The 19,635-nt window shown below is 64.7% G+C and carries 15 protein-coding genes; 5 read left to right on the plus strand and 10 right to left on the minus strand.

The features are described 5' to 3' along the window. Positions 1–115: 115 nt before the first annotated feature. From ACN6KF_RS14860 to ACN6KF_RS14885, 6 genes are all read right to left on the minus strand, one after another. A complete protein-coding gene (locus ACN6KF_RS14860) occupies positions 116–1,396 on the minus strand; it encodes an ABC transporter substrate-binding protein (protein WP_434957579.1) in 1,281 nt (426 codons plus the stop codon). Between the two features lie 183 nt (positions 1,397–1,579). Next, on the minus strand, positions 1,580–3,109 hold the full coding sequence (locus ACN6KF_RS14865) for an aldehyde dehydrogenase family protein (protein WP_434957580.1): 1,530 nt from the start codon (positions 3,107–3,109) through the stop codon (positions 1,580–1,582). Next, positions 3,106–3,879: an enoyl-CoA hydratase/isomerase family protein gene (locus ACN6KF_RS14870; protein WP_434957581.1), complete on the minus strand. Its 774-nt coding sequence runs from the start codon at positions 3,877–3,879 to the stop codon at positions 3,106–3,108. The genes ACN6KF_RS14865 and ACN6KF_RS14870 overlap by 4 nt, the downstream gene beginning before the upstream one ends. Beyond that, positions 3,872–5,470 (minus strand): acyl CoA:acetate/3-ketoacid CoA transferase, encoded by a 1,599-nt coding sequence (locus tag ACN6KF_RS14875; RefSeq protein WP_434957582.1) that lies wholly within the window; start codon positions 5,468–5,470, stop codon positions 3,872–3,874. Before ACN6KF_RS14875 ends, ACN6KF_RS14870 begins: the two co-directional genes overlap by 8 nt. A 4-nt stretch (positions 5,471–5,474) precedes the next feature. Continuing rightward, entirely contained in the window at positions 5,475–6,518 is a 1,044-nt protein-coding gene (locus ACN6KF_RS14880; protein ID WP_434957583.1) for a Gfo/Idh/MocA family protein, read from the minus strand. Next, complete coding sequence (locus ACN6KF_RS14885; protein WP_434957584.1) at positions 6,518–7,576, minus strand: LacI family DNA-binding transcriptional regulator; 1,059 nt, start codon at positions 7,574–7,576, stop codon at positions 6,518–6,520. The genes ACN6KF_RS14880 and ACN6KF_RS14885 overlap by 1 nt, the downstream gene beginning before the upstream one ends. A gap of 448 nt (positions 7,577–8,024) precedes the next feature. On the opposite strand from ACN6KF_RS14885, the gene ACN6KF_RS14890 reads away from it, so the two are divergent. The 3 genes from ACN6KF_RS14890 to mbfA all read left to right on the plus strand — a co-directional run bounded on the left by ACN6KF_RS14890 (position 8,025) and on the right by mbfA (position 10,873). After that, complete coding sequence (locus ACN6KF_RS14890) at positions 8,025–9,188, plus strand: dihydrodipicolinate synthase family protein (protein ID WP_434957585.1); 1,164 nt, start codon at positions 8,025–8,027, stop codon at positions 9,186–9,188. 81 nt (positions 9,189–9,269) lie between these two features. Next, positions 9,270–9,845 carry a Yip1 family protein gene (locus ACN6KF_RS14895; protein WP_434957586.1) on the plus strand — a complete coding sequence of 192 codons (576 nt, stop codon included), beginning with the start codon at positions 9,270–9,272 and terminating at the stop codon, positions 9,843–9,845. Between the two features lie 74 nt (positions 9,846–9,919). Then, positions 9,920–10,873 carry an iron exporter MbfA gene (gene mbfA / locus ACN6KF_RS14900; protein ID WP_434957587.1) on the plus strand — a complete coding sequence of 318 codons (954 nt, stop codon included), beginning with the start codon at positions 9,920–9,922 and terminating at the stop codon, positions 10,871–10,873. 40 nt (positions 10,874–10,913) lie between these two features. Here the strand turns inward: mbfA and ACN6KF_RS14905 are convergent, their stop codons facing one another. The 3 genes from ACN6KF_RS14905 to ACN6KF_RS14915 all read right to left on the minus strand — a co-directional run bounded on the left by ACN6KF_RS14905 (position 10,914) and on the right by ACN6KF_RS14915 (position 17,999). Beyond that, positions 10,914–12,758 (minus strand): reverse transcriptase family protein, encoded by a 1,845-nt coding sequence (locus ACN6KF_RS14905; RefSeq protein WP_434957588.1) that lies wholly within the window; start codon positions 12,756–12,758, stop codon positions 10,914–10,916. 409 nt (positions 12,759–13,167) lie between these two features. Beyond that, positions 13,168–14,838, minus strand: coding sequence for an SWIM zinc finger family protein (locus tag ACN6KF_RS14910; protein ID WP_434957589.1), 1,671 nt, complete (start codon positions 14,836–14,838; stop codon positions 13,168–13,170). Beyond that, positions 14,835–17,999 (minus strand): hypothetical protein, encoded by a 3,165-nt coding sequence (locus ACN6KF_RS14915; RefSeq protein WP_434957590.1) that lies wholly within the window; start codon positions 17,997–17,999, stop codon positions 14,835–14,837. Before ACN6KF_RS14915 ends, ACN6KF_RS14910 begins: the two co-directional genes overlap by 4 nt. Positions 18,000–18,198: 199 nt before the next feature. On the opposite strand from ACN6KF_RS14915, the gene ACN6KF_RS14920 reads away from it, so the two are divergent. Together ACN6KF_RS14920 and ACN6KF_RS14925 are read left to right on the plus strand one after the other, a co-directional pair. Beyond that, positions 18,199–18,915 (plus strand): aldolase, encoded by a 717-nt coding sequence (locus ACN6KF_RS14920; RefSeq protein ID WP_434957591.1) that lies wholly within the window; start codon positions 18,199–18,201, stop codon positions 18,913–18,915. Further along, a complete protein-coding gene (locus ACN6KF_RS14925; protein WP_434957592.1) occupies positions 18,912–19,124 on the plus strand; it encodes a hypothetical protein in 213 nt (70 codons plus the stop codon). The genes ACN6KF_RS14920 and ACN6KF_RS14925 overlap by 4 nt, the downstream gene beginning before the upstream one ends. Positions 19,125–19,335: 211 nt before the next feature. Here the strand turns inward: ACN6KF_RS14925 and ACN6KF_RS14930 are convergent, their stop codons facing one another. Further along, complete coding sequence (locus tag ACN6KF_RS14930) at positions 19,336–19,500, minus strand: DUF1127 domain-containing protein (RefSeq protein WP_082979645.1); 165 nt, start codon at positions 19,498–19,500, stop codon at positions 19,336–19,338. Between the last annotated feature and the right edge of the window lie 135 nt (positions 19,501–19,635).

Genomic DNA, 19,635 nt, shown 5'->3' on the forward strand with positions numbered 1-19,635 from the left:
AACAAGAAGTTAGAGCAAACAAGCGTTCAGTCATGAACGCTCTTTGCTCGAGTCGACCGGGCGCAATAGGGGCGCCCGGTCGGTTCGCTTCCCATGGAAACGCTTGCTTCAGCGCTTACTTGGCTTCGTCGATGGCCTTGACGAGCTGGGTGACAGCCTCGTCCGAGGTCTTGATCTGGCCGTTGAAGAACTTGTCCACCACGTCCTTGTAAGCGGTGGCGACGGCCGGCGTCGCGCCATAGCCTTGGGCGAGCGAGCCGAACAGCGTACCGCCGTCATTGGCCTTCTTCAGATCGGCGATACCCTTCTTGCCGCAGGCGTCGAAGTCGGTGTCCGGCACGTCGGTGCGGGCGGGAACCGAACCCTTGACCACGTTGAAGGACGACTGGAACGACTTGGACAGCGTTGCCTTGGCGAGCGCGAGCTGGGCTTCCTTGCGATCAGCAGGAACCGCGAACATGCCGAACATGTCGGAGTTGTAGACGACGCTGCCGTCGGTGCCCGGGAAGCGCATGCAGATATAGTCGGTGCCCGGGGTCTTGCTGGCGGCCTTGAACTCGCCCTTGGCCCAGTCACCCATCACCTGTACCAAGGCATCGCCCTTGATCACCATGGCGGTGGTCAGGTTCCAGTCGCGGCCCGAGAAGTTGGGGTCGACATAGGTCTTGAGCTTGGCCAGGTTGTCGAAGGCCTTCTTCATGGTGTCCGACTTCAGCGAGGCTTCGTCGAGGTCGTTCATCGCCTTCTTGTAGAACTCGGGGCCGCCCGTGGAGAGCACGACCGAGTCGAACATGGTGGCTTCCTGCCAATCCTGGCCGCCGAGTGCGAGCGGCGTGACGCCTGCAGCCTTGGCCTTGTCGAGCAGGGCGATGAAGTCGTCAAAGGTCTTCGGTTCGGTGCCACCGATCTTGTCCATCACGGCCTTGTTGATCCACAGCCAGTTGACCGAGTGGACGTTGACCGGGACGGCGACCCACTTGCCGTCATAGACGGCGAATTTCTGCAACGGTGCCGGCACTGCCTTGTCCCAGCCTTCCGACTTGGCGAGCTCGGTCAGGTCGCCCATCTTGCCGGCGGCGGCATAGTCGAGCACGGTATAGCCCAGCATCTGGGACGCCGTCGGATTGTTGCCGGCTGCGACCATGGCCTTCAGCGCGGTCATGGCGGCATCGCCACCGCCGCCTGCGACCGGGACGTCCTTCCAGGCATAGCCCTCCTTGGCCAGATCCTGCTTGAGGACGTTGAGCGCGGCTGCCTCGCCGCCCGACGTCCACCAGTGCAGCATCTGCACTTCCTTGGTCTGTGCCTGCGCCGCGCTGACGAGACCAAGGCTGGCGAAGCCGAGGCCGGCGGCGGCGAGCGCTACGCCTGCGATCAGTTTGGTACGAACGGTCATCTAATCCTCCCATGACCTTATGATGCCGGATACGTTCCGGCGACGTCTCATTCCAAGCCTCGAAGACGCAGATGCATCCTCGGCTTGAACACCTGCCGATTTTCTCTTCTCCAAATCAGGGATTTGAAGAAAATCGGCAGAAGGCACCAAGAGGCATTTTCAATACCTCTTGGTCTCGATCGCCTACCGCGGCAGCCACCAGGCCGTGCGCGGTCCGCAATGAAGATGCATCGTCTTTTCCTCGGTGTAATCAGCCACGGCATTGCGGCCGAGTTCCCGTCCGATCCCCGATTGCCGGAAACCGCCGAAGGGCAGCTCGGCAGCCCCGTCCATGAAGGTGTTGGTCCAAACCGTCCCGGCCTTGAGGCGCCTGGAGATGCCGACGGCCGTGTCGAAATCCCGGCTCCATACGCTGGCCGACAAACCGTAATCGACACCATTGGCGATGGAAACGGCCTCGTCGGCACTGGTGAAACGCATCACGGTCGCCACCGGCCCGAACACCTCGTCGCGGGCAATCGCCATCGAGGCGCGCGCGCCGGCAACCACCGTCGTTGCCATGAACTGGCCGGCGTCGCTTTCCAGGCGGTCTCCTCCCAGGGCTATTTCGGCTCCCTCCGCCCTGGCGGCGACGACATGGCCCTCGACCTGGGCCAGATGCTGCGGCGAAATCAGCGCCCCGACGAGGGTTGCCGGATCCAGGGGATCGCCGACCACGACCTGGCGAGAGCGCTTGACGAACTCGGCCTCGAACTCGGCAGCGATGTCCTGATGTACGAGCAGGCGACTGCCGGCATTGCAGCATTCGCCTGCGTTGAAATAGGAGCCGAACACCGCGGCATCGAGCGCCGCGTCGAGATCGGCATCGGGGAAGATCAATTGCGGATTCTTGCCGCCCAGTTCCATGGACAGCTTCTTCAGCGTACCCGAGGCCGCCGCCATCGCCGCCTTGCCGACCCGGGTCGAACCGGTGAAGGAGACCATATCGACACGGCCATCCGTGGTCATCGGCCCGCCCATCTCGGGACCGTAGCCGGAGAGGATGTTGACCACCCCCTCGGGCAGGCCGGCCTCTGCCAGCAAATGGCCGAGCAGCAGGGTCGAGCCCGAAGTCATCTCGCTCGGCTTGACCACCGCGGTGCAACCGGCGGCCAGGGCGAAGGGCAGCTTCTGGCTGACGATCAGGAAGGGGAAGTTCCAGGGCGTGATGATGGACACCACCCCGATCGGCTCGCGCATCACCAGGCCGAGCTTGTTGGCGCCGATGGTGTTGTAGCTCTCGCCATGCAAATCGCGGGCAAGGCCTGCCGCATAACGCCAGATGTCGACGGCTCCGGCCATCTCGCCGCGGGCCTGGCTGATCGGTTTGCCGGCTTCGAGGCTGTCGAGCGTGGCGAAGATCTCGAGCTTTTCGTCGATCAGGTCGGCGACCTTGTGGAGGAAGCGCGAGCGCTCCGCTCCGGTCAACGAGGGCCATGGCCCGTTATCGAAGGCTTGGCGCGCCGCGTCGAGGGCGCGATCGAGATCGGCAGCCCCCGCTTGCGGATAAAGGCCCACCCGCTCGCCATGGCCGGGGCTGAGCCGTTCGATGGTCCGCCCCTCGGCGGCGGGCCCGAAGGTTCCGGCAATGAAAAGCTGGTGCTCACGGGGGATGCCGGCGAGCGCGGCGGCGAAACGGGCCTTGTCGAGGCGGACGGCAATCGTCACGGTCATCTTCCCTTGAAATCGGGCGTGCGCTTCTCGACGAAGCTGGCGACGCCCTCCTTGAGATCGTCGGTGTAGGAGACCAACGATCCGGCGAGGATCTCGATGGCGGCGGCGGCATCCTCGCCTTCCGCCGCATTGATCATCTGCTTGGCGACGGCATTGGCGATCGGTGCGCGCACCGCAATCTTCCGAGCAAGTTCGCGCGCCTGTTCGAGCCCCTGCCCCTTGGGTGCGATCTCGTCGATCAGTCCGAGTTGCAACGCCCGCTCGGCCGTGACGATCTCGCCGGTCAGGGCAAGGCGGCGCACCGCGGCAGCGCCAAAGCGGGTGACGAGGCGCTGCGTGCCCGACCAGCCTGGCACCATGCCGATGCCGGTCTCGGGCAGGCCGAACTTGGCCTGTTCCTCGGCGATGCGGATATCGGCAGTCGCCGCCAATTCGAGGCCCCCGCCTAGCGCATGCCCGTTGATGGCCGCGATTAGCGGCGCGCGCAGCCGCGTCAGGCGGTCGAAGACGCGATGGCCGTCGCGCACCCATTGCTGGCCCATGTCGAGGGGCGAAAGCTTGCCCCAGGCGGCAATGTCGCCGCCCGCGCAAAAACCCTTGCCCTCACCGGTGAGGATGGCGGCACGGATGGAACCATGCCGGTCGATCCGTTCGGCCGCGATGGCAAGCCCGGATATCATCGTCTCGTCGAGTGCGTTGAGTTTTTCGGGCCGGACCAGCGTGATGACGGCGATGCCGTCTTCGATATCGAGACGGACGGGATCAGACATCGGCCCGCCCTCCCCCGATATCCAGCCCTATCGGCTCCGGCCGGAATAAGGCCGCATCCATCACCTTGAGGTCGTCGGCGACCAGCAGTGCGAACTCGGCCTGGGCCAGGACATCGCGCTCGAGGTCGACGCCGGGTGCGATCTCCGTGACCACGATGCCCTTCTGCGTCAGCTTGAGCACGCAGCGCTCGGTGACATAGGTGATGTCCTGCCCCTGGGCGACGGCGCGGCGACCGGAGAAGGAGACATGTTCGACCGTCTCGACCAGTTTCCTGACCTTGCCTTCCTTGGCGATGACCAGCGCACCGTTCTCGACGGCCAGGCCGGCGGCGGCCGTGAAGAAGCCGGAGAAGATGATGCGCCGGGCCCGAGCGGTGATGTCGACGAAGCCTCCGGCCCCCGCCGTCACATGCGGACGCACGCCGAGCTTGGAGACGTTGACGCTGCCCTCGCGGTCGATCTGCAGGAAGGAGAGCAGCGAGGCATCGAATCCCGCGCCCTGAAAATAGGTGAACTGATAGGGCGAGGGCATGATCGCCTCGGCGTTGGAGGCACAGCCGAACTGGAAGTCGGTGAGCGGTACGCCGCCGACGGCCCCCTGTTCGATCACCCAGGTCACCTCGCCATGCCGGCCTTCCTCGATCAGGATGCGCGGCACGTTGGCCGAAATGCCGAAGCCGATATTGACGGCATCGCCGTAGCGCAATTCCTGCGCCACCCGACGGGCAATCACTTTGGAGACGCCGAATTCGGGGATCTCGAAGCTCGACAGCGGCCGGAAGATCTCGCCCGAGATCGCCGGCTCATAGGGTGTCTGCGTCGTCTGCATCTGGTCCGGCGCGACCACGATGGCATCCACGAGCACGCCGGGCACCAGCACGTTCTGCGGCTTGAGCGTGCCGCTCTCGGCGAGGCGTTTCACCTGGGCGATGACGATGCCGCCATTGTTGCGTACGGCCAGCGCCTGGTCGAGCGGACCGAGATAGCCGCCCTCATGTTCGTAGGAGAGATTGCCGCGCTCATCGGCCGTGGTGGCTCGAATGATGGCGACCTCGGGAATGATGGTCTTGAAATACAGCCAGTTCTCGCCGTCGAATTCGACCTGGCGCACGATCGGCGCTTCCATGGCCCGCTTGTTCATGGCACAGCCCTCGCGAGCGGGATCGACGAAAGTGTCCATGCCGATCTTGGTCAGCACGCCGGGGCGCTTGGCCGCCGCCTCGCGATGCATGTCGAACAGGATGCCGGAGGGGATGTTGTAGGCGGGGATCTCATTGCCGGTGATCATCTTCCAGATCGCCGGCGGCTCTGCCGAAGAGGGGCCGGAAGGATAGGAGCCACCCAGGATACAGGAGAGCAGACCGGGCTTGGCGATATGATCGACGCCCTTGATGCCCCACATGTCGCCTGCCGCGATGGGGTGCAGCGTGGTGAGGTTGCGCGGATGGCCGGAGGCTTCGAAGCGGCGGCCGATGGCAGCCAGCATTGCGTCCGGACAGCCGAGGCCGGACGAGGAGGAGACGGTCACCACGGCGCCGTCGGGGATGAGCGCGGCAGCCTGGTCGGCGGAGAGGACTTTCGGGAAGGCCATCGGATCAGAGCCCCGGCTCGACAGCGACTTCGCGGCCTGTTTTGGCGGATTTCAGCACGGCCAGGGCCAGCGCCATCGAGCGGATACCGTCCTCGCCTGTGGCCGATGGCGTGCCCTTCCCGCGCACGGCGTTCTGGAAATTGGCGACGCTGCGGACATAGAGGTTTTCCGGCTCGAACGGCAGCTTGTGCTCGCCGGATGCATTGCGCAGCACCACTTCGCCGACGGGCTTTTGCGTCATGCAATTGGTACCGATCAGAGAGCCTTCGCTGCCGTGCACTTCGAAGCCCGTATTGGCATAGGCCGTGGTGAAGGCGTCGTGGAACTGCGCCAGCAATCCGCTCTCGAAGCGCACCACGCCCATGACGCCGTCCTCGATGCCGGCACCACCCATGCCACCCTGCTGGGTGAAGGCCGTTGCCGCTACCGGCTCTTCGCCGAGCACGAAACGCAGCGTGTCGGCATCGTGCACGGTGATGTCCATCACCACGCCAGAGCCGGCCTTGGCATCCTTGATGCGCCAGCCCTGCAGATGGGGCGGCAGATAGACAGCGTGGAAGACCCGGGCAAACAACGGCTTGCCGATCCGGCCCGTAGCAACGGCATCGCGCATGACGCGGAACGCCGCTGCATTGCGCAGATGGTGATTGGTGGCCATGACGACGCCGGCTTCCTTGCAGGCGGCGACCATCCGATGCGCATCGGAAAGCTTGAGGGCAAGCGGCTTTTCGCACAGCACATGGATGCCGGCCTTGGCGGCCGCCAAGGTCTGCGCCTTGTGCTTCTCGTTGGTGGTGGCGATGTAGACGGCGTCGATATCCTTGGCGAGCAGCGTCGCCAGGCTCCGGGTCGAATGGGGAATGCCGTTTGCCTTGGCATAGGCCCTGCCGCGCTCGGCATCGGAAGACATCACGCTGACGACTTCGCCGCCGGTTTCGCGGATCGCTCCGATCATCCATTCCTTGGCGATCGTCGTGGCGCCGACGATCCCCCAGCGCAAGCCCCTTTTTGAAGCTGCCACGTTCTTACCCGACGTTGGCTGGGCCATTATGCCGTCTCCTTCAAGATAGTATGTCCATGAGCGCCGCAGGATTCACGCACCACCAGACGGGTCGTGCCGATGAAGGACATCGCCTCCGGATCGGCCCCATCGATCAGGCCGAGCAGGCTGCGGGCCGCGCGGGTACCCATGACCCTGGTATCGGCGTTGACGGTGGTGAGGGGGGGCGCATTGTGCTCGGCCTCGACGATATCGTCGAAGCCGATCACCGCGAAATCGGTGCCGACGCGGATGCCGCGCAAGCCCAAGGCGCGGGTGGCCCCCATCGCCACGATGTCGTTGTAGCAGAAGGCGGCCGTCGGCTTGTGGGCACTCGCCAGGGCAGCGGCGATCGCCTCGGCGCCCCCGGCGCGCGTCGGCATCGCTTCGAAGATCAGTTCGCCGCGCAGCGGCAGACCAGCGGCGATCAGGGCGTCCTGATAGCCGGAAATGCGCTCTTTCTGCGTGGTCATGGTGCCGAAGCCGCCGAGAAAGGCGATGGAGCGGTGGCCGAGATTGATGAGGTGACTTACGGCCTCGCGCGAGCCGGTGCGGTTGTCGGGACCGATATAGGGCAAGGTGCTGCCCTCGACCCGCCGCATGGTCAGCACCATCGGCAGGGAGCGCGGCAGGGTCTCGGCCAGCGACCAGACATCGGTACCGCGAGCCGGGCTCATGATGATGCCGGCGACCCCGTGCTCTCGCAGGGATTGCAGCACACGGGTCTGCCGCTCGACGTCTTCGTTGGTGTTGGCCAGGATGGGCACGAAGCCCATATTGTGCAGCCCATCCTCGATGCCGACCGCAAGCTCGGTGAAGAAGGGATTCATCAGATCGGAGATCACCATGCCCACGAAACTCGAACGGGCGGTGCGCAGACTCGCAGCCGAGCGGTTGTAGACATAGCCGAGCTGGTCGATGGCCCGCATGACGCGGTCGCGTGTGGCCGACTTGACGAGTGGAGAGTCCTTGAGCACCAGCGACACGGTCGACTTCGACACGCCGACCGCCCTGGCGATATCGACGATCGTCGTGGCCCGGCTTACGCCGCGCTTGCCTCCGCCCATCCTCACGCTCCCTCGGCTGGCCTCTTGAAGCGGGCCAGTGATCTATATTTTTGGAACGTTCCTACATCCATGTCAATACCGCTTTCGCTTGGTCAAGAACCCATTGAAATGAAAGGATAAATATCCTCATCAATGAAATATTCTTGACTTTGGAACGTTCTAATTGACATGCTTATTCCCAAGGCCGCGACGCCATGGCCACTTTTTGCCAGTATCTTGGGACGATGTGTCGGATCCTGCTTTGCAGCAGATTCCCCGCCAGGACCCAGCCATCGGGCGAAAAGTGCCCCAAGCGAATTCCTTCCGGTCGAGTCCCTGCTCGACCAGAAGGAATTCGCGGGATTTCAAAGGCTTGCAGAATTTCCCGAGAGTGCCCACGAAGGAGCACTATCGGGAAATTCTGCTGGGCGTCGAAGAAGCCGGACGAGAGAGGAACGAGGAGAGGCCGATGAGCGCGCTGATATTGCCCACTGTCGATGGCGGCCTGGAGGCCTATCATTATGGCCCCTCCTCCCCCTATCCCCTCGTCCATACCGGCAATTTCCCACGCACCCTTTATGCAGCCGCCCATGTCGTCGCCGATCCGCGGCGGCTGGACGACCCCTGGCGCAGCCCCGCCATCGATTGGGAAGCGACGTTGCGGTTTCGCCGCCATCTATGGGGGCTCGGCTTCAAGATCGCGGAGGCGATGGACACGTCGCAGCGCGGTCTGGGCCTGGACTGGGCCGCCGCCGCCGAACTGATCGAGCGCTCGCTGGCCGAAGCTCGCAGCATGCCCGGTGCGGACCTGGCCTGCGGGGCCGGCACCGACCAGCTCACCCCTGAAACCGCCACCACGCTCGACGACGTCATCCGTGCCTATGAGGAACAGATCGCCCATGTCGAGAAGCATGGCGGACGCATCATCCTGATGGCGAGCCGGGCCCTGTGCCGCCTTGCCAAGGGACCCGACGACTACCTCACCGTCTATGGACGGCTGATCGAGCAGACACGCGACAAGGTGATCCTGCACTGGCTCGGCGAAGCGTTCGACCCGGCACTCGCAGGCTATTGGGGCTCGCAGGCCTTCGAGCCCGCCATGCAGACGGTGCTGGAACTGATCCGTAGCCACGCCGGCAAGATTGACGGCATCAAGATTTCCCTTCTCGACGCCAGCAAGGAAATCACCATGCGCCGGCTGCTGCCGGAGGGCGTGGCGATGTATACCGGCGACGATTTCAACTATGCCGAACTGATGCAGGGCGACCTGCAGGGCTTCTCGCATGGATTGCTGGGCATCTTCGATCCGATCGCGCCGGCGGCCGCCGCTGCGATGGACCGCCTCGCGGCGGGCAACGCCGAGGGCTATCGCATCATTCTCGATCCCACCGTGACGCTGGCGCGCCGCCTGTTCGAGGCGCCGACCCAGTTCTACAAGAGCGGGGTGGTGTTCCTGTCCTGGCTCAACGGCTTCCAGTCGCATTTCCGCATGGTGGGCGGCGCCGAGTCGGCCCGCGGCATCGCGCATTACGCCGATATCTTCCGCCTGGCCGACAAGGCCCAGCTCCTCATCGATCCCGAGAAAGCGGCCCATCGCATGAAGCTGCTCTGTGCCCTGAACGGTATTGGATAACTCTCCAAGCACCTGCGACGGACCATGACGGCGCCGCGCCCCGTGCTATGCAAAGGGCGATCGATCGGAGTTGTCATCACCATGGTCATGGACATCGGGGCGCGGGCGCGGAACCTTTTGCTGTCGCCGTCAGCCGAATGGCGAAATATCGCTGCCGAGGCGACCAGCGTCGAGCGTATCTATCGGAACTATGTGCTCTATCTCGCCGCCATCGGCCCGATTGCCGGCTTCATCGGCACTTCGCTGATCGGCGTCGGCGGTCTGCGCATCGGCTTGGCCTCGGGCCTCTGCCTGGCCGTCCTGCGCTACCTCGTTTCCCTCGCCATGCTCCATGCCATGGCTATCGTCATCAACCGCCTGGCTCCCCATTTCGGCGGCAGACCCGACTTCCTCGGCGCCTTCAAACTTGCCGCCTACAGCATGACCGCAGCGTGGCTCGCCAACGTCTTCACCGTCATTCCGGCGTTGGGACTGTTTGCTATCGTCGGCCTCTACAGCGTCCATCTCCTCTTCACCGGCATTCCAGTGCTGACGCGAGCGCCGGTCTTGAAGGTACCGATCTATACGATTGCAGTGGTGTTGATCGGCATTCTTCTCAATTTCCTGATGGGTTCTGTGCTGGCGTGGCTGTTCGTGCCCCCGTTTTTCCCGGGATAGGGATTGGGCTCGACACAAGCCGAGGAGAGGGATAGAAGGAACTTAATTTAGAACCATTCTAATCTGAGTTCGCCATGAAACGCTTTGCCGACCTGAACGAGGCCGAGATCCTCGCGCTCGCCATCTCCAACGAGGAGGAGGATGCGCGCATCTATCTGCAGTTCGCCAATCGCCTGCGCACCGATTTTCCGGGCTCCGCCAAGATCTTCGAGGCAATGGCACAAGAAGAGCACGGCCATCGCCACCGCTTGCTGGAGACCTATACAGCCAAGTTCGGTGATACCCTGCCCTATATCACCCGCCAGGATGTCAGCGGCTTCCTCAAGCGCAACCCGATCTGGCTGCTCGACAATCTGCGCATCGACGCGGTGCGCGAACAGGCCGAGGCCATGGAGCTGGAAGCCGCCCAATTCTATGCCAAGGCGGCGGAACGGGCCCATGACGTCGAAATCCGCACCCTGCTGGCCGATCTCGCAGAAGAAGAAAAGCGCCACGAAAGCCTGGCCGAGACGCTGGAGTCCAAGCTGCCGGCCGATCAGAAACGCAGCGAGGAAGAAACCTCCCGGCGCCTTTTCGTGCTGCAGATCGTGCAGCCTGCCCTGGCCGGGCTGATCGACGGTTCGATCTCCACTCTCGCCCCGATCTTCGCCGCCGCCTTCGCCACCCTGAACTCCTGGGACGCCTTCCTGGTCGGCATGGCCGCCTCGATCGGCGCCGGCATCAGCATGGGCTTGACCGAGGCCCTGTCGGACGACGGCGAGATCACCGGGCGCGGCCATCCCTGGGTGCGCGGCGCCGCGTGCGGCGTGATGACCACCGTGGGCGGCCTCGGCCACACCCTGCCCTACCTCATCCCCGACTTCTGGGTGGCGACCGGCGTCGCCGGCTGCGTGGTCGTGCTGGAGCTCATCGCCATCGCCTGGATCCGCACCCGCTTCATGGCCACGCCCTTTACCTCGGCGATCGTGCAGGTGGTCCTCGGTGGCATCCTGGTTTTGCTCACTGGCATCCTGATCGGCAGCCAGTGAGGACAGGGCGAAGGCAACGATCGTTGTAGCCGCTCTGTCTTCAACCCTGCTTCCACAGCCAGCGCAGATAGATGAATAGGCCGATGCCGCTGATAAACGGCCCGATCACCGGGATGAGGGCGGGGACAATCAGGATCGCGGCAATCACCAGCAGGCGCTGCGGCGTGAAGCGCGGCCTCTTGCCGGCTGGCGGCTCGCGGCGTGTCTCCCGCCGGTCCGCCGTCTGGCCCACCGAAGACGCCGCCGTCTCGGCGGAAGGCCGCCGCAGGGCACTTTGCACGGCAGGCCGGGCTTCCGCCTGACGCCGGGCCTGTTCGGCCTTCCTGGCCTCTTCGCGCGCGAGAGCCGCCAATACGGGATCGAGAGCCGGCGCTGGCCTTTCCGCCGGCAACCAATGATGGCCAGCCGGCGCGCGCCCGGCCGCGGCGGCGGCGCGGAAAGCCACTGCACCGCCCGGCTGCTTCGGTCTTGCAGCCGGGACGGCATACGCCGCGGCGATGCGGCGCGCGCGCTCCAGCAGGGCGGCACCCTGCTGCGGATCCACCATGGCCGCGAACTGGCCGAAGCCGAGCAGGGAGCGCACCACATCCTTGCCGGGACCGAAATGGCGGCCAGCCGGACCGTGTTTTTCCACCTGCTGCAGCACGGCGCGATAGCGGCGCAGCAAGGGACGGGGAACGGCGACCCGTTCGTTGACGGTCAGTCCCGTGACCTCCTGATGCCCCGAGCGGCGCATGATGCGGGTCTTGTCGGGATGGACGGTGAAGCCCTCGGCGGTGACGATGCTCTGCACCGCCTTCAGCAAGGTGCCAATCTTGCGCACCGCCTCGCCCGAGCCCGAAAAAGTAAGGTCGTCGGCATAGCGGCTATAGGTAAAGCCGAGTTCGTTGGCGAGGCCGTCCAGCCGGCGATCGAGATAGCGGCAGATGACATTGGTGATCGCGGGGCTGGTCGGCGCGCCCTGGGGCAAGAGGCGACTGCCGTCGCCGACGAAATGGCGCTCGCCGTCGAGATGGACCTCGTCGACCATCGCCTCGGTGCAGAGCAGCGCGAGCAGGATCGCTGCTTTTTCCGCATAGCCTAGGGACCGGAACATGCCCTTCACCCGTGCATAGGTGAGGGTCGGGAAGAAATCCTTGAGGTCGAGATTGACAACCACGTCCTTGCCGACATGGTTGCGGGCATTGGTGAGGATCGAACGCTCGGGCACGAAACCATGCGCCGCCTCGTGCAGGCCGACGCGAGCGAGGATGTTGTCGAGCACCCAATATTGCGCCCGCTTCAGCCTTGGCATCGGCGCCGAGATCAGGCGCTCTCCACCAGTCTTTTTGGGAATACGGAAACGCTGATAATGGCTGACGGAAGAGACTTTGCGACTGAAGGTGAGAAAGCGCAGCTCTGAAAGGGGAATACCGATGCCGTCCGCCAGGGCCTTGGCATCTGCGATATCGGGTAGTCCCGGCAGGAGCGGCCGCCTGATCGGATCGGCGCTGAGACCGGCGGAGACGCCCTCCCCCAGATAAAGCAGTTCGCGCTGGCGCCGCAGATGCCAAGCCTCAGCCCGGTCCTGCCGGGCCTGGGCATGGCGGCGCCTGGTCTCGGCCCGCCGTGCCAGGGCCTCGGCCTTGCGGCGCTTGTGCATCTCCTTGATCGCCCGCTCCGGATCGCTCCACAGGGCGTTCTGGCGCTGAAGCTCGCCGAGTTCGCGCAGAGCCTCGCCGCGCTCGCGTATCGCTGCGGCCGCCGGGCTCGGCGCGGCCGTGCCATCCGGCCAGAAGCCGAGCCGGATCATCTCTTCGAGAATGACCTCGTCCTTGGACGATTCGCGGATGCGGTCATAGAGTTCCTGCCGGGTCAGGCTTCCCGGTGCGACGGTCTGGTTCACGTCGCCTCCCGCCATTGGGGACGAAGGAACGCGTCGGCGCGGGGAACCGGAAGGGGCGCAGGCCGGGCTGCCTTCGTCTCATCCAAGGACTGGATCAATCCACTCGAAGCGGGGACGCCTACCGGTGCGCTATTGGGTTCAAGGAACCCAATCTGCAATAGCGCACCGGTAGGCAGTCCCCGCCCAGTGAAGATTGGGCCAGTGATGCGTGAACGGTCATGTTGCAAGGACGGCGATACGCCGCCCGGGTTGCAAGGTCCTGACCGGCCCGCGCCCTTCCGATAGGTGAGGTAAGCGCATCCGCTCACCGATTTCAAGCCATGTCGCCGTTCCCGGCGGCACAGCGGTGAGAAAGCTCCAACGTGACGGCGCGCCGTCCCTGGCGACGGCTCGGTAAACAAGGGAAGCCTCATGCCGCACCCCCCTTGTCCTGGGCCACGCCCTCGACCTCGGCATGGAAGATGCGCCTGAGCGCCAGCATGTGCTCGCAAGGCCCGCGCATCATCTTGTTGTGGCCGTAGAAATGACAGCTGCAGCGTGCCTCGACCAGGCGATCGTCAGCGTCGATCGTGAGCGCGACACTCTCCTTGCGGGCGTTGTCGAGCACGGTGCCGGTGACGACGCGGCGGCCCTGATTGCGGTCGACGCCGGCGATGGTGACGAGATTGGCCTCGACCAGGCGATCGGCGTTGGCCTCCTGCTCGCTGGCGAAACGCAGTTCCGACAGCGCCAGGGGCTCGCGCGTGAGTTCGCGCCGGCGATAGACCCCCTTGTCGAGGTCGAACATCACCCGCCCCGCCTGGGTATAGGCGGCCAGAGCGGCCTGGACGATACCCTCCTCCAGCCCGAGGTCACGGGCGAGGTCCCGCGCCGGCGCGGCATGCCGGTCTCCGAGTGCGGCGAATACGCGCCGGGCCGTATCGGCATCCACCTTGTGGCGGGGGGCCAGCAGATCGAACTGACCGGCCGAGGACCAGTCATTGGCCGTCCAGCCGGAGAGGCCGAGGGTGAAGCGGATCCCGCCGAAATCGACCACGAAGAAAGAGGGAAGCCCCGTGCCGGTGAGGTGCACGCGCACGCTGCGGGCAAGCGGCAGCGCCCGTTCCAGGATGGCGAGGCGGCGCCGGCCCCAGATCCGGATCTCGCCCCCTTCCCGGCCCCGATAGATCGAGCGCCGAAAGGTGAGGCGTTCGCCCCAGGGCTCGACCAGGACCTCCACCGGCGCATCGGGCTTGAGCAGGAAACGCAGCGAACGGGGGCCGACCCGTTCCTTCCGGCGCGCGAGGCTGGTGAGGATATTGGCGAGATCCATCGGATGGAGGTCAAAGACATGCGCCGGCAGGGTCATGGCGCTCGATACCTGCAGGAAGCCCCGGACCCAGCTATCGGGGAGCTCGATCTTCTCCTCGCGGAAGCTGTTGTCGTCGGCGGTCTGCACTTCGAAGCCGGACGGATCGATGCTCAGCGTGGTGTCGCGATAGGTCCTGATCTTCTGGAATTCGTCATAGAGCGCATGGCTGTAGTCGATATTGGTGGTGCCGAACTCCATCTCGCCGAGTTGCTCGAACACGTCGTGATCGCAGGACAGGCGCCCATAGCTCGACTCATCCAGGCTGAAGCATTCGAAGAAGATCTCGTCCGGATGCACGCTGATGACCGGATCCAGCACGATCCAGGCATCGCGATTTTGCTTGTAGAGATAGTTGAAATAGGCCTGCCGCGCCGTGAAGAATGGCTTCATCAAGCGCTGGCTCTCGTCATCGAGCGTGCGAATGCGCTTTTGCAGCGTTTCGATGCGCGGCTTCAGTTCCTCGCGGCGGGTGGCCGCCTCGGCCAGCAAGGCCGCCTCGTTCTGCTTCAACCATTCGAAATAGGCCGTGCGATCGCGCGGCTTGAACCTGAGATCCGACACCACGACATGGTGCAGCGCGGAGATCGCCTCGCGAAAGGCGAGGTGGCGCGCGACCTTCCCGGTGAAGAAGGTCGGCTGGCGCAGCGTATCGGGCGCGAAGCCGAAAATGGACGCCCCCGCATCTGTACTGGCGCGGCTTTCGCCGAGAAAACGGTAGACGAAATTCATGCCGCGCTCTCCTGCGAGGCTGAAGGAACCGCCAGACGGGCCGGTGTAAAACGAATCGGGGCTTGGGCGATCGGCAAGGCGATATCCGGCCACCGGCGGGCAATCTCGGTGAGGATGGCGAGCGCCGGCGCCCGGTCCTTGGCAACAGCGCTGAGGGTCAAATCATGTAAGAGGCGCCAGATCGCCTGCGCCCTTTCATGGCTTTCGAGCGCCTCCCGCCGGAGCGCTGCGAACACGCGGTCCTTGGCGATCCGGCCACGATTGATCTGCATCAGAATGATGCGGGCCTGCGTCAGGAAGGTCGCGAACAAGGTTGGATCCGCAAGGCTCTGTCCGGTGATCAGTTCGGTGACGAAGAGATGGAAGCTGCCCGAGGGATGTTCGAGCACGCGCGCGAGCACCATGCAGGCATCGCCCGTATCGAGGCTCCGGCGCAGCAATTGGCGTGCACTCTCCTGCACGGCCGGCGAGGTGGAATCGGCCATCACCGCCAATGCGGCGGCCGGCAAGGCGCCATCGGGCCAGGCCAGCAGCCGCCGTGTAGCGGGCTCGCGTATGTCTTCCCACTCGCTTTCGACCAGCAGCACCGCATCCTCGGGCGCTGCCAGGAAGCGGGCCTGGTCGGTCTCGAAGGCATTGAGGGCGAAGGCGCGCACCGCCGCGAAGGGATGATTGCCGAGCCGGGCAAGCTGCTTGACGGAAAAGCGCGAAGCATCGCTCTGCGTGAGCGCCCGGGTGCCGAGCAGCCGCGCGCCCTTGGCCCGTGCCTGCAACAGCCGCCAGAGCGTCGATGTATCGATGCCGGCGAGAAAATCGGGCAGGCTTGCGGCGAACAGCTCGACCATATCGGCCGCATGCCCGTCGGAGGGTTCGGCCCGGAACAGGCCATCGATCAGCCTGTCCCTGAGAGCCTCGGCAAAGCCGCGATTGTGCGCAGCAAGCCTGGCCACCAGTGGGCGGGCCGCCGCGCGCAGATCCGCGTGGGCCCCGGTGGCGGCCGCGAGGATGGTCTGGCTTTGCGCTTCGAGTTCAGCGTCTTCGAGCCGGGCGAGCAGGCGCATGGAGGCGGACCGCACCGGCAGCGATTCGGCTGCGAGGACGGCATCCCAGAAGGGGCGCGGCAGCTCGCCAGGGCGAATCGGCGTAACGGCGAGCAGTTCGATCGCAGCCCCCTGCACCACGCTGGCCTTGTGGCCCGTCAATGCCTCGATTGCGGCCGGGGGCAGCGGGCAGTCATGGGCGGGCCATAGAGCAGGCAGCAAAGACAGGGCAAAGCGCAGGCCGACGATCTGGCACTCGTCCGGTTCGACCGGCAAGGTTCCGAGCCAGGCTGCGAAATCCTCGGTCAGGCGGACCCGCTGCTGCCGGCTCGGCGGGCGCTGTTCCAGCCAATCGCGGCTCGCCTGCTGCATGCGCGCCTGCGTGGTGAGCAGGGCCGCCAATGCCAAAGCCGGTTCGGACCAGGGCCATTCGGGACGCGCGGCGATCGCCCGTATCGCCAGCATATGGGCCTCGGCGAGGTCGGCCTGCATCAGGGCCGCGATCAAGGCGGCATCGGCCTTGTCATCGTCGACGAGGCGGCGCGCCAATGATACCGCCAGGCCCAGCACCTCGATATAGGGAGAGGTCAGCAGGTCAGGGATCGCTGCGGCATCCATCGCCGCCGGCCGCGCCGGCCCTTCCTGCAGGGCCTGGACGGCAAAGAGTGCCGCGGCCTGGTAGCGTGCCCCTGCCGCCACCCGCAGCAGGCGCTGCGGCTGGGTGTCCCACAACGCCGGAAACGCCTCCCCGCGCCCATCCGCACCCGCTTCGTCGGCAACCGAGAAGCTCAGCCTGTTGGGACGGAAGCGCACGCCGGGTTGATTGCGGTGAAGCAGTTGGCCAAGACTCCAGATCCGCCGCAGGGCCGGATGATAGAGCGTGCGCCGCTGATACCGCCCGTCGACCTGCACGAAATGCTGCTGCTCATAGGCCTTCTCGCCATCGGCATCGCTGAAAGCCAGCAGCAGCTCGCACGCCATCGCGGTGAAAGCGTCCTGGCCGAGTTCGCCGCGCTTGCGCAGGCTGCGCCAGGCCCGGCGCTTGAAATAAAGCAGCGTCTGTTCCGACAGCGCGACGCGCGGCGTGGCGCTGGCCTGCTCCTCACTGAGCTTCAGGGGCTTGCGCTCGCCCGGGAGCCAGACCTGGCCGCGATAGGCATAACGATACATCGGCGAGGCCAGCTCGAACTGGCGGGCCGTCGCCGCAAAAAGCGGACCATCATCGGTGAGGTCGGCATATTTGAACAGGCGCCGCAGCACCTGCACGAAGGGAGGCCGGGCGGAGATGGCGGCGAGCCCCGCCAGCAGGGCCTTGCGGGCGGCGGCATCGACGAGCGCGCGATGGGCAAGGGCAATCAGGAACTGGTTGGCGAAGCCCGGCTGCATCGCTGCCACCGCAAGCAGCGTATCGACCAGGGCATGGCCGTCGGCGGCGGCGATGGCGGCCTCGATGGCCGCAGCCTGCGCCGCATTGCCGGCCCTGGACAGCGCAAGGCGCGGCGGCTGCCGGGCCGGACCGAGGAGATCGCTGGCGAGAGCGTAGGCGGCATAGTCGCGCGTTATCGCGCTGATATTGGTCTCGGCGATCCCGGCCAAAAGCCCGGCCGCATCCGGGCCGCCGCAGCGCGCCAGGGCATGCACCAGGCTGTAGCTCGCCTCGTTTGGGCCAAGCTTTTCGGTCATGGCCGCGAGCTGCGGCCAGGCGGCCCTCAGACGGATAACGCCGATGCGCCAGAACAGGCGATCGCGCTCCTTGGCGGGCCAGGGCGAACGCAGGCAGGACGCGAGCTGGTTCAGTAACTCGCCATCGCGGCCGCCCACCGGCGCCTCACCAGGCGCTTGGGAGGTCGCCACAGGCTTGGCTTCCTCGCCCATGCGGCGATAGCCGTCATTCACCTTCGAAATGACGACGCTGTCATAAAGCTTTTCTGCCGATGACAACGCGACCGGGGAAGGTGTCTTCGTACCATCTCGCAGCGTCGCCCCACGCCTGCCATATCGAAAATTGACCAGATAACGTTCTTCGACTTGCTGACGCTCGAGATCGACGAGATCCACCTCGTAGATCTTGTCGGATGTCCCCTCTTTCATCCATAGGCGGACAGAACGGACGAGTTTCATTACCACCCCATGGATGCATTCTTCGATGAAGGTGTGGCAAGTTCCGCCTCCGGCGTCAATCGGCTGCGCGCATCAGGCGATCCCGAGGAAACACTGCCGGAAAGTGCGCGCGGCACCTTCAGCGCGGCATCATGGCCGTTGCGGTCAGCCCGCCGGCACGGGATAAGAAAGCTTACCATCCCGTGATCGGACGAATGCAATGCCTGATATCGACGTCTTCCGCCGCGAACTCGCGGCCGCCTTCCGCCTTGCCGCGAAGTTCGACTTCAACGAAGGCATCTGCAATCATTTCTCGGTGCAGGTCCCGGGTGCCGACGAGCGCTACCTCTTCAATCCCTACGGTGTCCACTGGTCGGAAATGCGTCCGGCCGATCTTCTGCTCGTTGATGGACAGGGGCAGATCCTGGAGGGCGAAGGCGAGCTGGAGGCGACCGCGCGCAACATCCACATTGCCGGGCACCGCGCCAATCCACGTCATCTTTGCCTGCTGCACACCCATATGCCCTGGGCCACCAGCCTGACCATGATCGAGGGGGGGCGGCTCGAAATGGCGCATCAGACGGCGGCCCGCTTCTACGGCCGAACTGCCTATAACGATGAATTCGGCGGCTTCGCCTCGGGCAAGAAGGAAGGCGAGCGCATCGCCAGTTCCGCCAAGTCGGACCAGAAGGCCGATATCGTCTTCCTGGCCCATCATGGCGTCATCGTCGGCGGCCCCTCCGTCGCCACCGCCTTCGACGATCTCTATTACCTCGACCGCGCGTGCCGCCAGCAGGTGCTGGCGATGTCGACCGGCCAGCCGCTCAAGCTCATTCCACAGCAGGTCATCGAGAGCACGGCGCGCGAATGGACTGATGTCCTCGACCACCAGGCCAAGCTGCATTTCGAGGCGCTGATGCGGATCAACGGCCTGTGACGGCGCTACGCTGGGTGCGTATCCGCCAGAACGGCCGGGCAGAATTGTGGAAGCTCGACAAGCCGCTTACCGAGGGCGGCGTTGCCACTTTCTATCGTGGCCGGCTCTTCGAACAGAAGGGTGGTGAGCGGGTGAAGCTGGACGAGGAGGTCAAGTTTACCGAGGCCGAACCGGCCTTGGCCTGGTTTGAACGCCAGCAAGCCTCCTAGAATCACTTCTGCGCTGCGTGAGCTATGCGCTGAGCGCGGATGGCCCTACGGATGCCTCTGTATAACCAAGAGGTACGCTATCCCCTTCCTTTCGCAAGTGCAGCATAAGCGCCCCTGCATTTCCTGGGGAACCGGCTCAAGCAAGGACAAAGAAAAAGCCGCCGGGAATCATCCCGGCGGCTTTGTATTCCGTAACGGATGCTAAGCTCGATTAGCGAGCAGCGCCGCGAGCGATTTCCTCGATACGGCCGCGGAAGATGCCGAGATCAGCAAGCTCACGGTCATCGAGAGCCGAGAGAGCCTGAAGGGTACGGCGATAATTGCGATAGGCCGTGAAACGAGAAGCGATCGAAGAGACGAAACCGAAGAGAACCATGACACTTACTTTCCGAAGAGATTGATTTGTTGCAGTGCATATACTCCTCTTTTGCACCGCACGGTAAAAAATCGCACAGACCGGCGCGTATGCCCGGTATGCGGCGCTTGCATGGATTTTGTGCATAGCGCTTAG

It is taken from the genome of Labrys methylaminiphilus subsp. lupini (assembly GCF_051161885.1).
Classification (GTDB): Bacteria; Pseudomonadota; Alphaproteobacteria; order Rhizobiales; family Labraceae; genus Labrys.

What these genes read in the sequence shown, in the direction of transcription:
- ACN6KF_RS14860 (WP_434957579.1), bottom strand. Translation starts at nt 1,396, where the DNA reads ATGACCGTTCGTACCAAACTGATCGCAGGCGTAGCGCTCGCCGCCGCC.
- ACN6KF_RS14865 (WP_434957580.1), bottom strand. Translation starts at nt 3,109, where the DNA reads ATGACCGTGACGATTGCCGTCCGCCTCGACAAGGCCCGTTTCGCCGCC.
- ACN6KF_RS14870 (WP_434957581.1), bottom strand. Translation starts at nt 3,879, where the DNA reads ATGTCTGATCCCGTCCGTCTCGATATCGAAGACGGCATCGCCGTCATC.
- ACN6KF_RS14875 (WP_434957582.1), bottom strand. Translation starts at nt 5,470, where the DNA reads ATGGCCTTCCCGAAAGTCCTCTCCGCCGACCAGGCTGCCGCGCTCATC.
- ACN6KF_RS14880 (WP_434957583.1), bottom strand. Translation starts at nt 6,518, where the DNA reads ATGGCCCAGCCAACGTCGGGTAAGAACGTGGCAGCTTCAAAAAGGGGC.
- ACN6KF_RS14885 (WP_434957584.1), bottom strand. Translation starts at nt 7,576, where the DNA reads ATGGGCGGAGGCAAGCGCGGCGTAAGCCGGGCCACGACGATCGTCGAT.
- ACN6KF_RS14890 (WP_434957585.1), top strand. Translation starts at nt 8,025, where the DNA reads ATGAGCGCGCTGATATTGCCCACTGTCGATGGCGGCCTGGAGGCCTAT.
- ACN6KF_RS14895 (WP_434957586.1), top strand. Translation starts at nt 9,270, where the DNA reads ATGGTCATGGACATCGGGGCGCGGGCGCGGAACCTTTTGCTGTCGCCG.
- mbfA (WP_434957587.1), top strand. Translation starts at nt 9,920, where the DNA reads ATGAAACGCTTTGCCGACCTGAACGAGGCCGAGATCCTCGCGCTCGCC.
- ACN6KF_RS14910 (WP_434957589.1), bottom strand. Translation starts at nt 14,838, where the DNA reads ATGAATTTCGTCTACCGTTTTCTCGGCGAAAGCCGCGCCAGTACAGAT.
- ACN6KF_RS14915 (WP_434957590.1), bottom strand. Translation starts at nt 17,999, where the DNA reads ATGAAACTCGTCCGTTCTGTCCGCCTATGGATGAAAGAGGGGACATCC.
- ACN6KF_RS14920 (WP_434957591.1), top strand. Translation starts at nt 18,199, where the DNA reads ATGCCTGATATCGACGTCTTCCGCCGCGAACTCGCGGCCGCCTTCCGC.
- ACN6KF_RS14930 (WP_082979645.1), bottom strand. Translation starts at nt 19,500, where the DNA reads ATGGTTCTCTTCGGTTTCGTCTCTTCGATCGCTTCTCGTTTCACGGCC.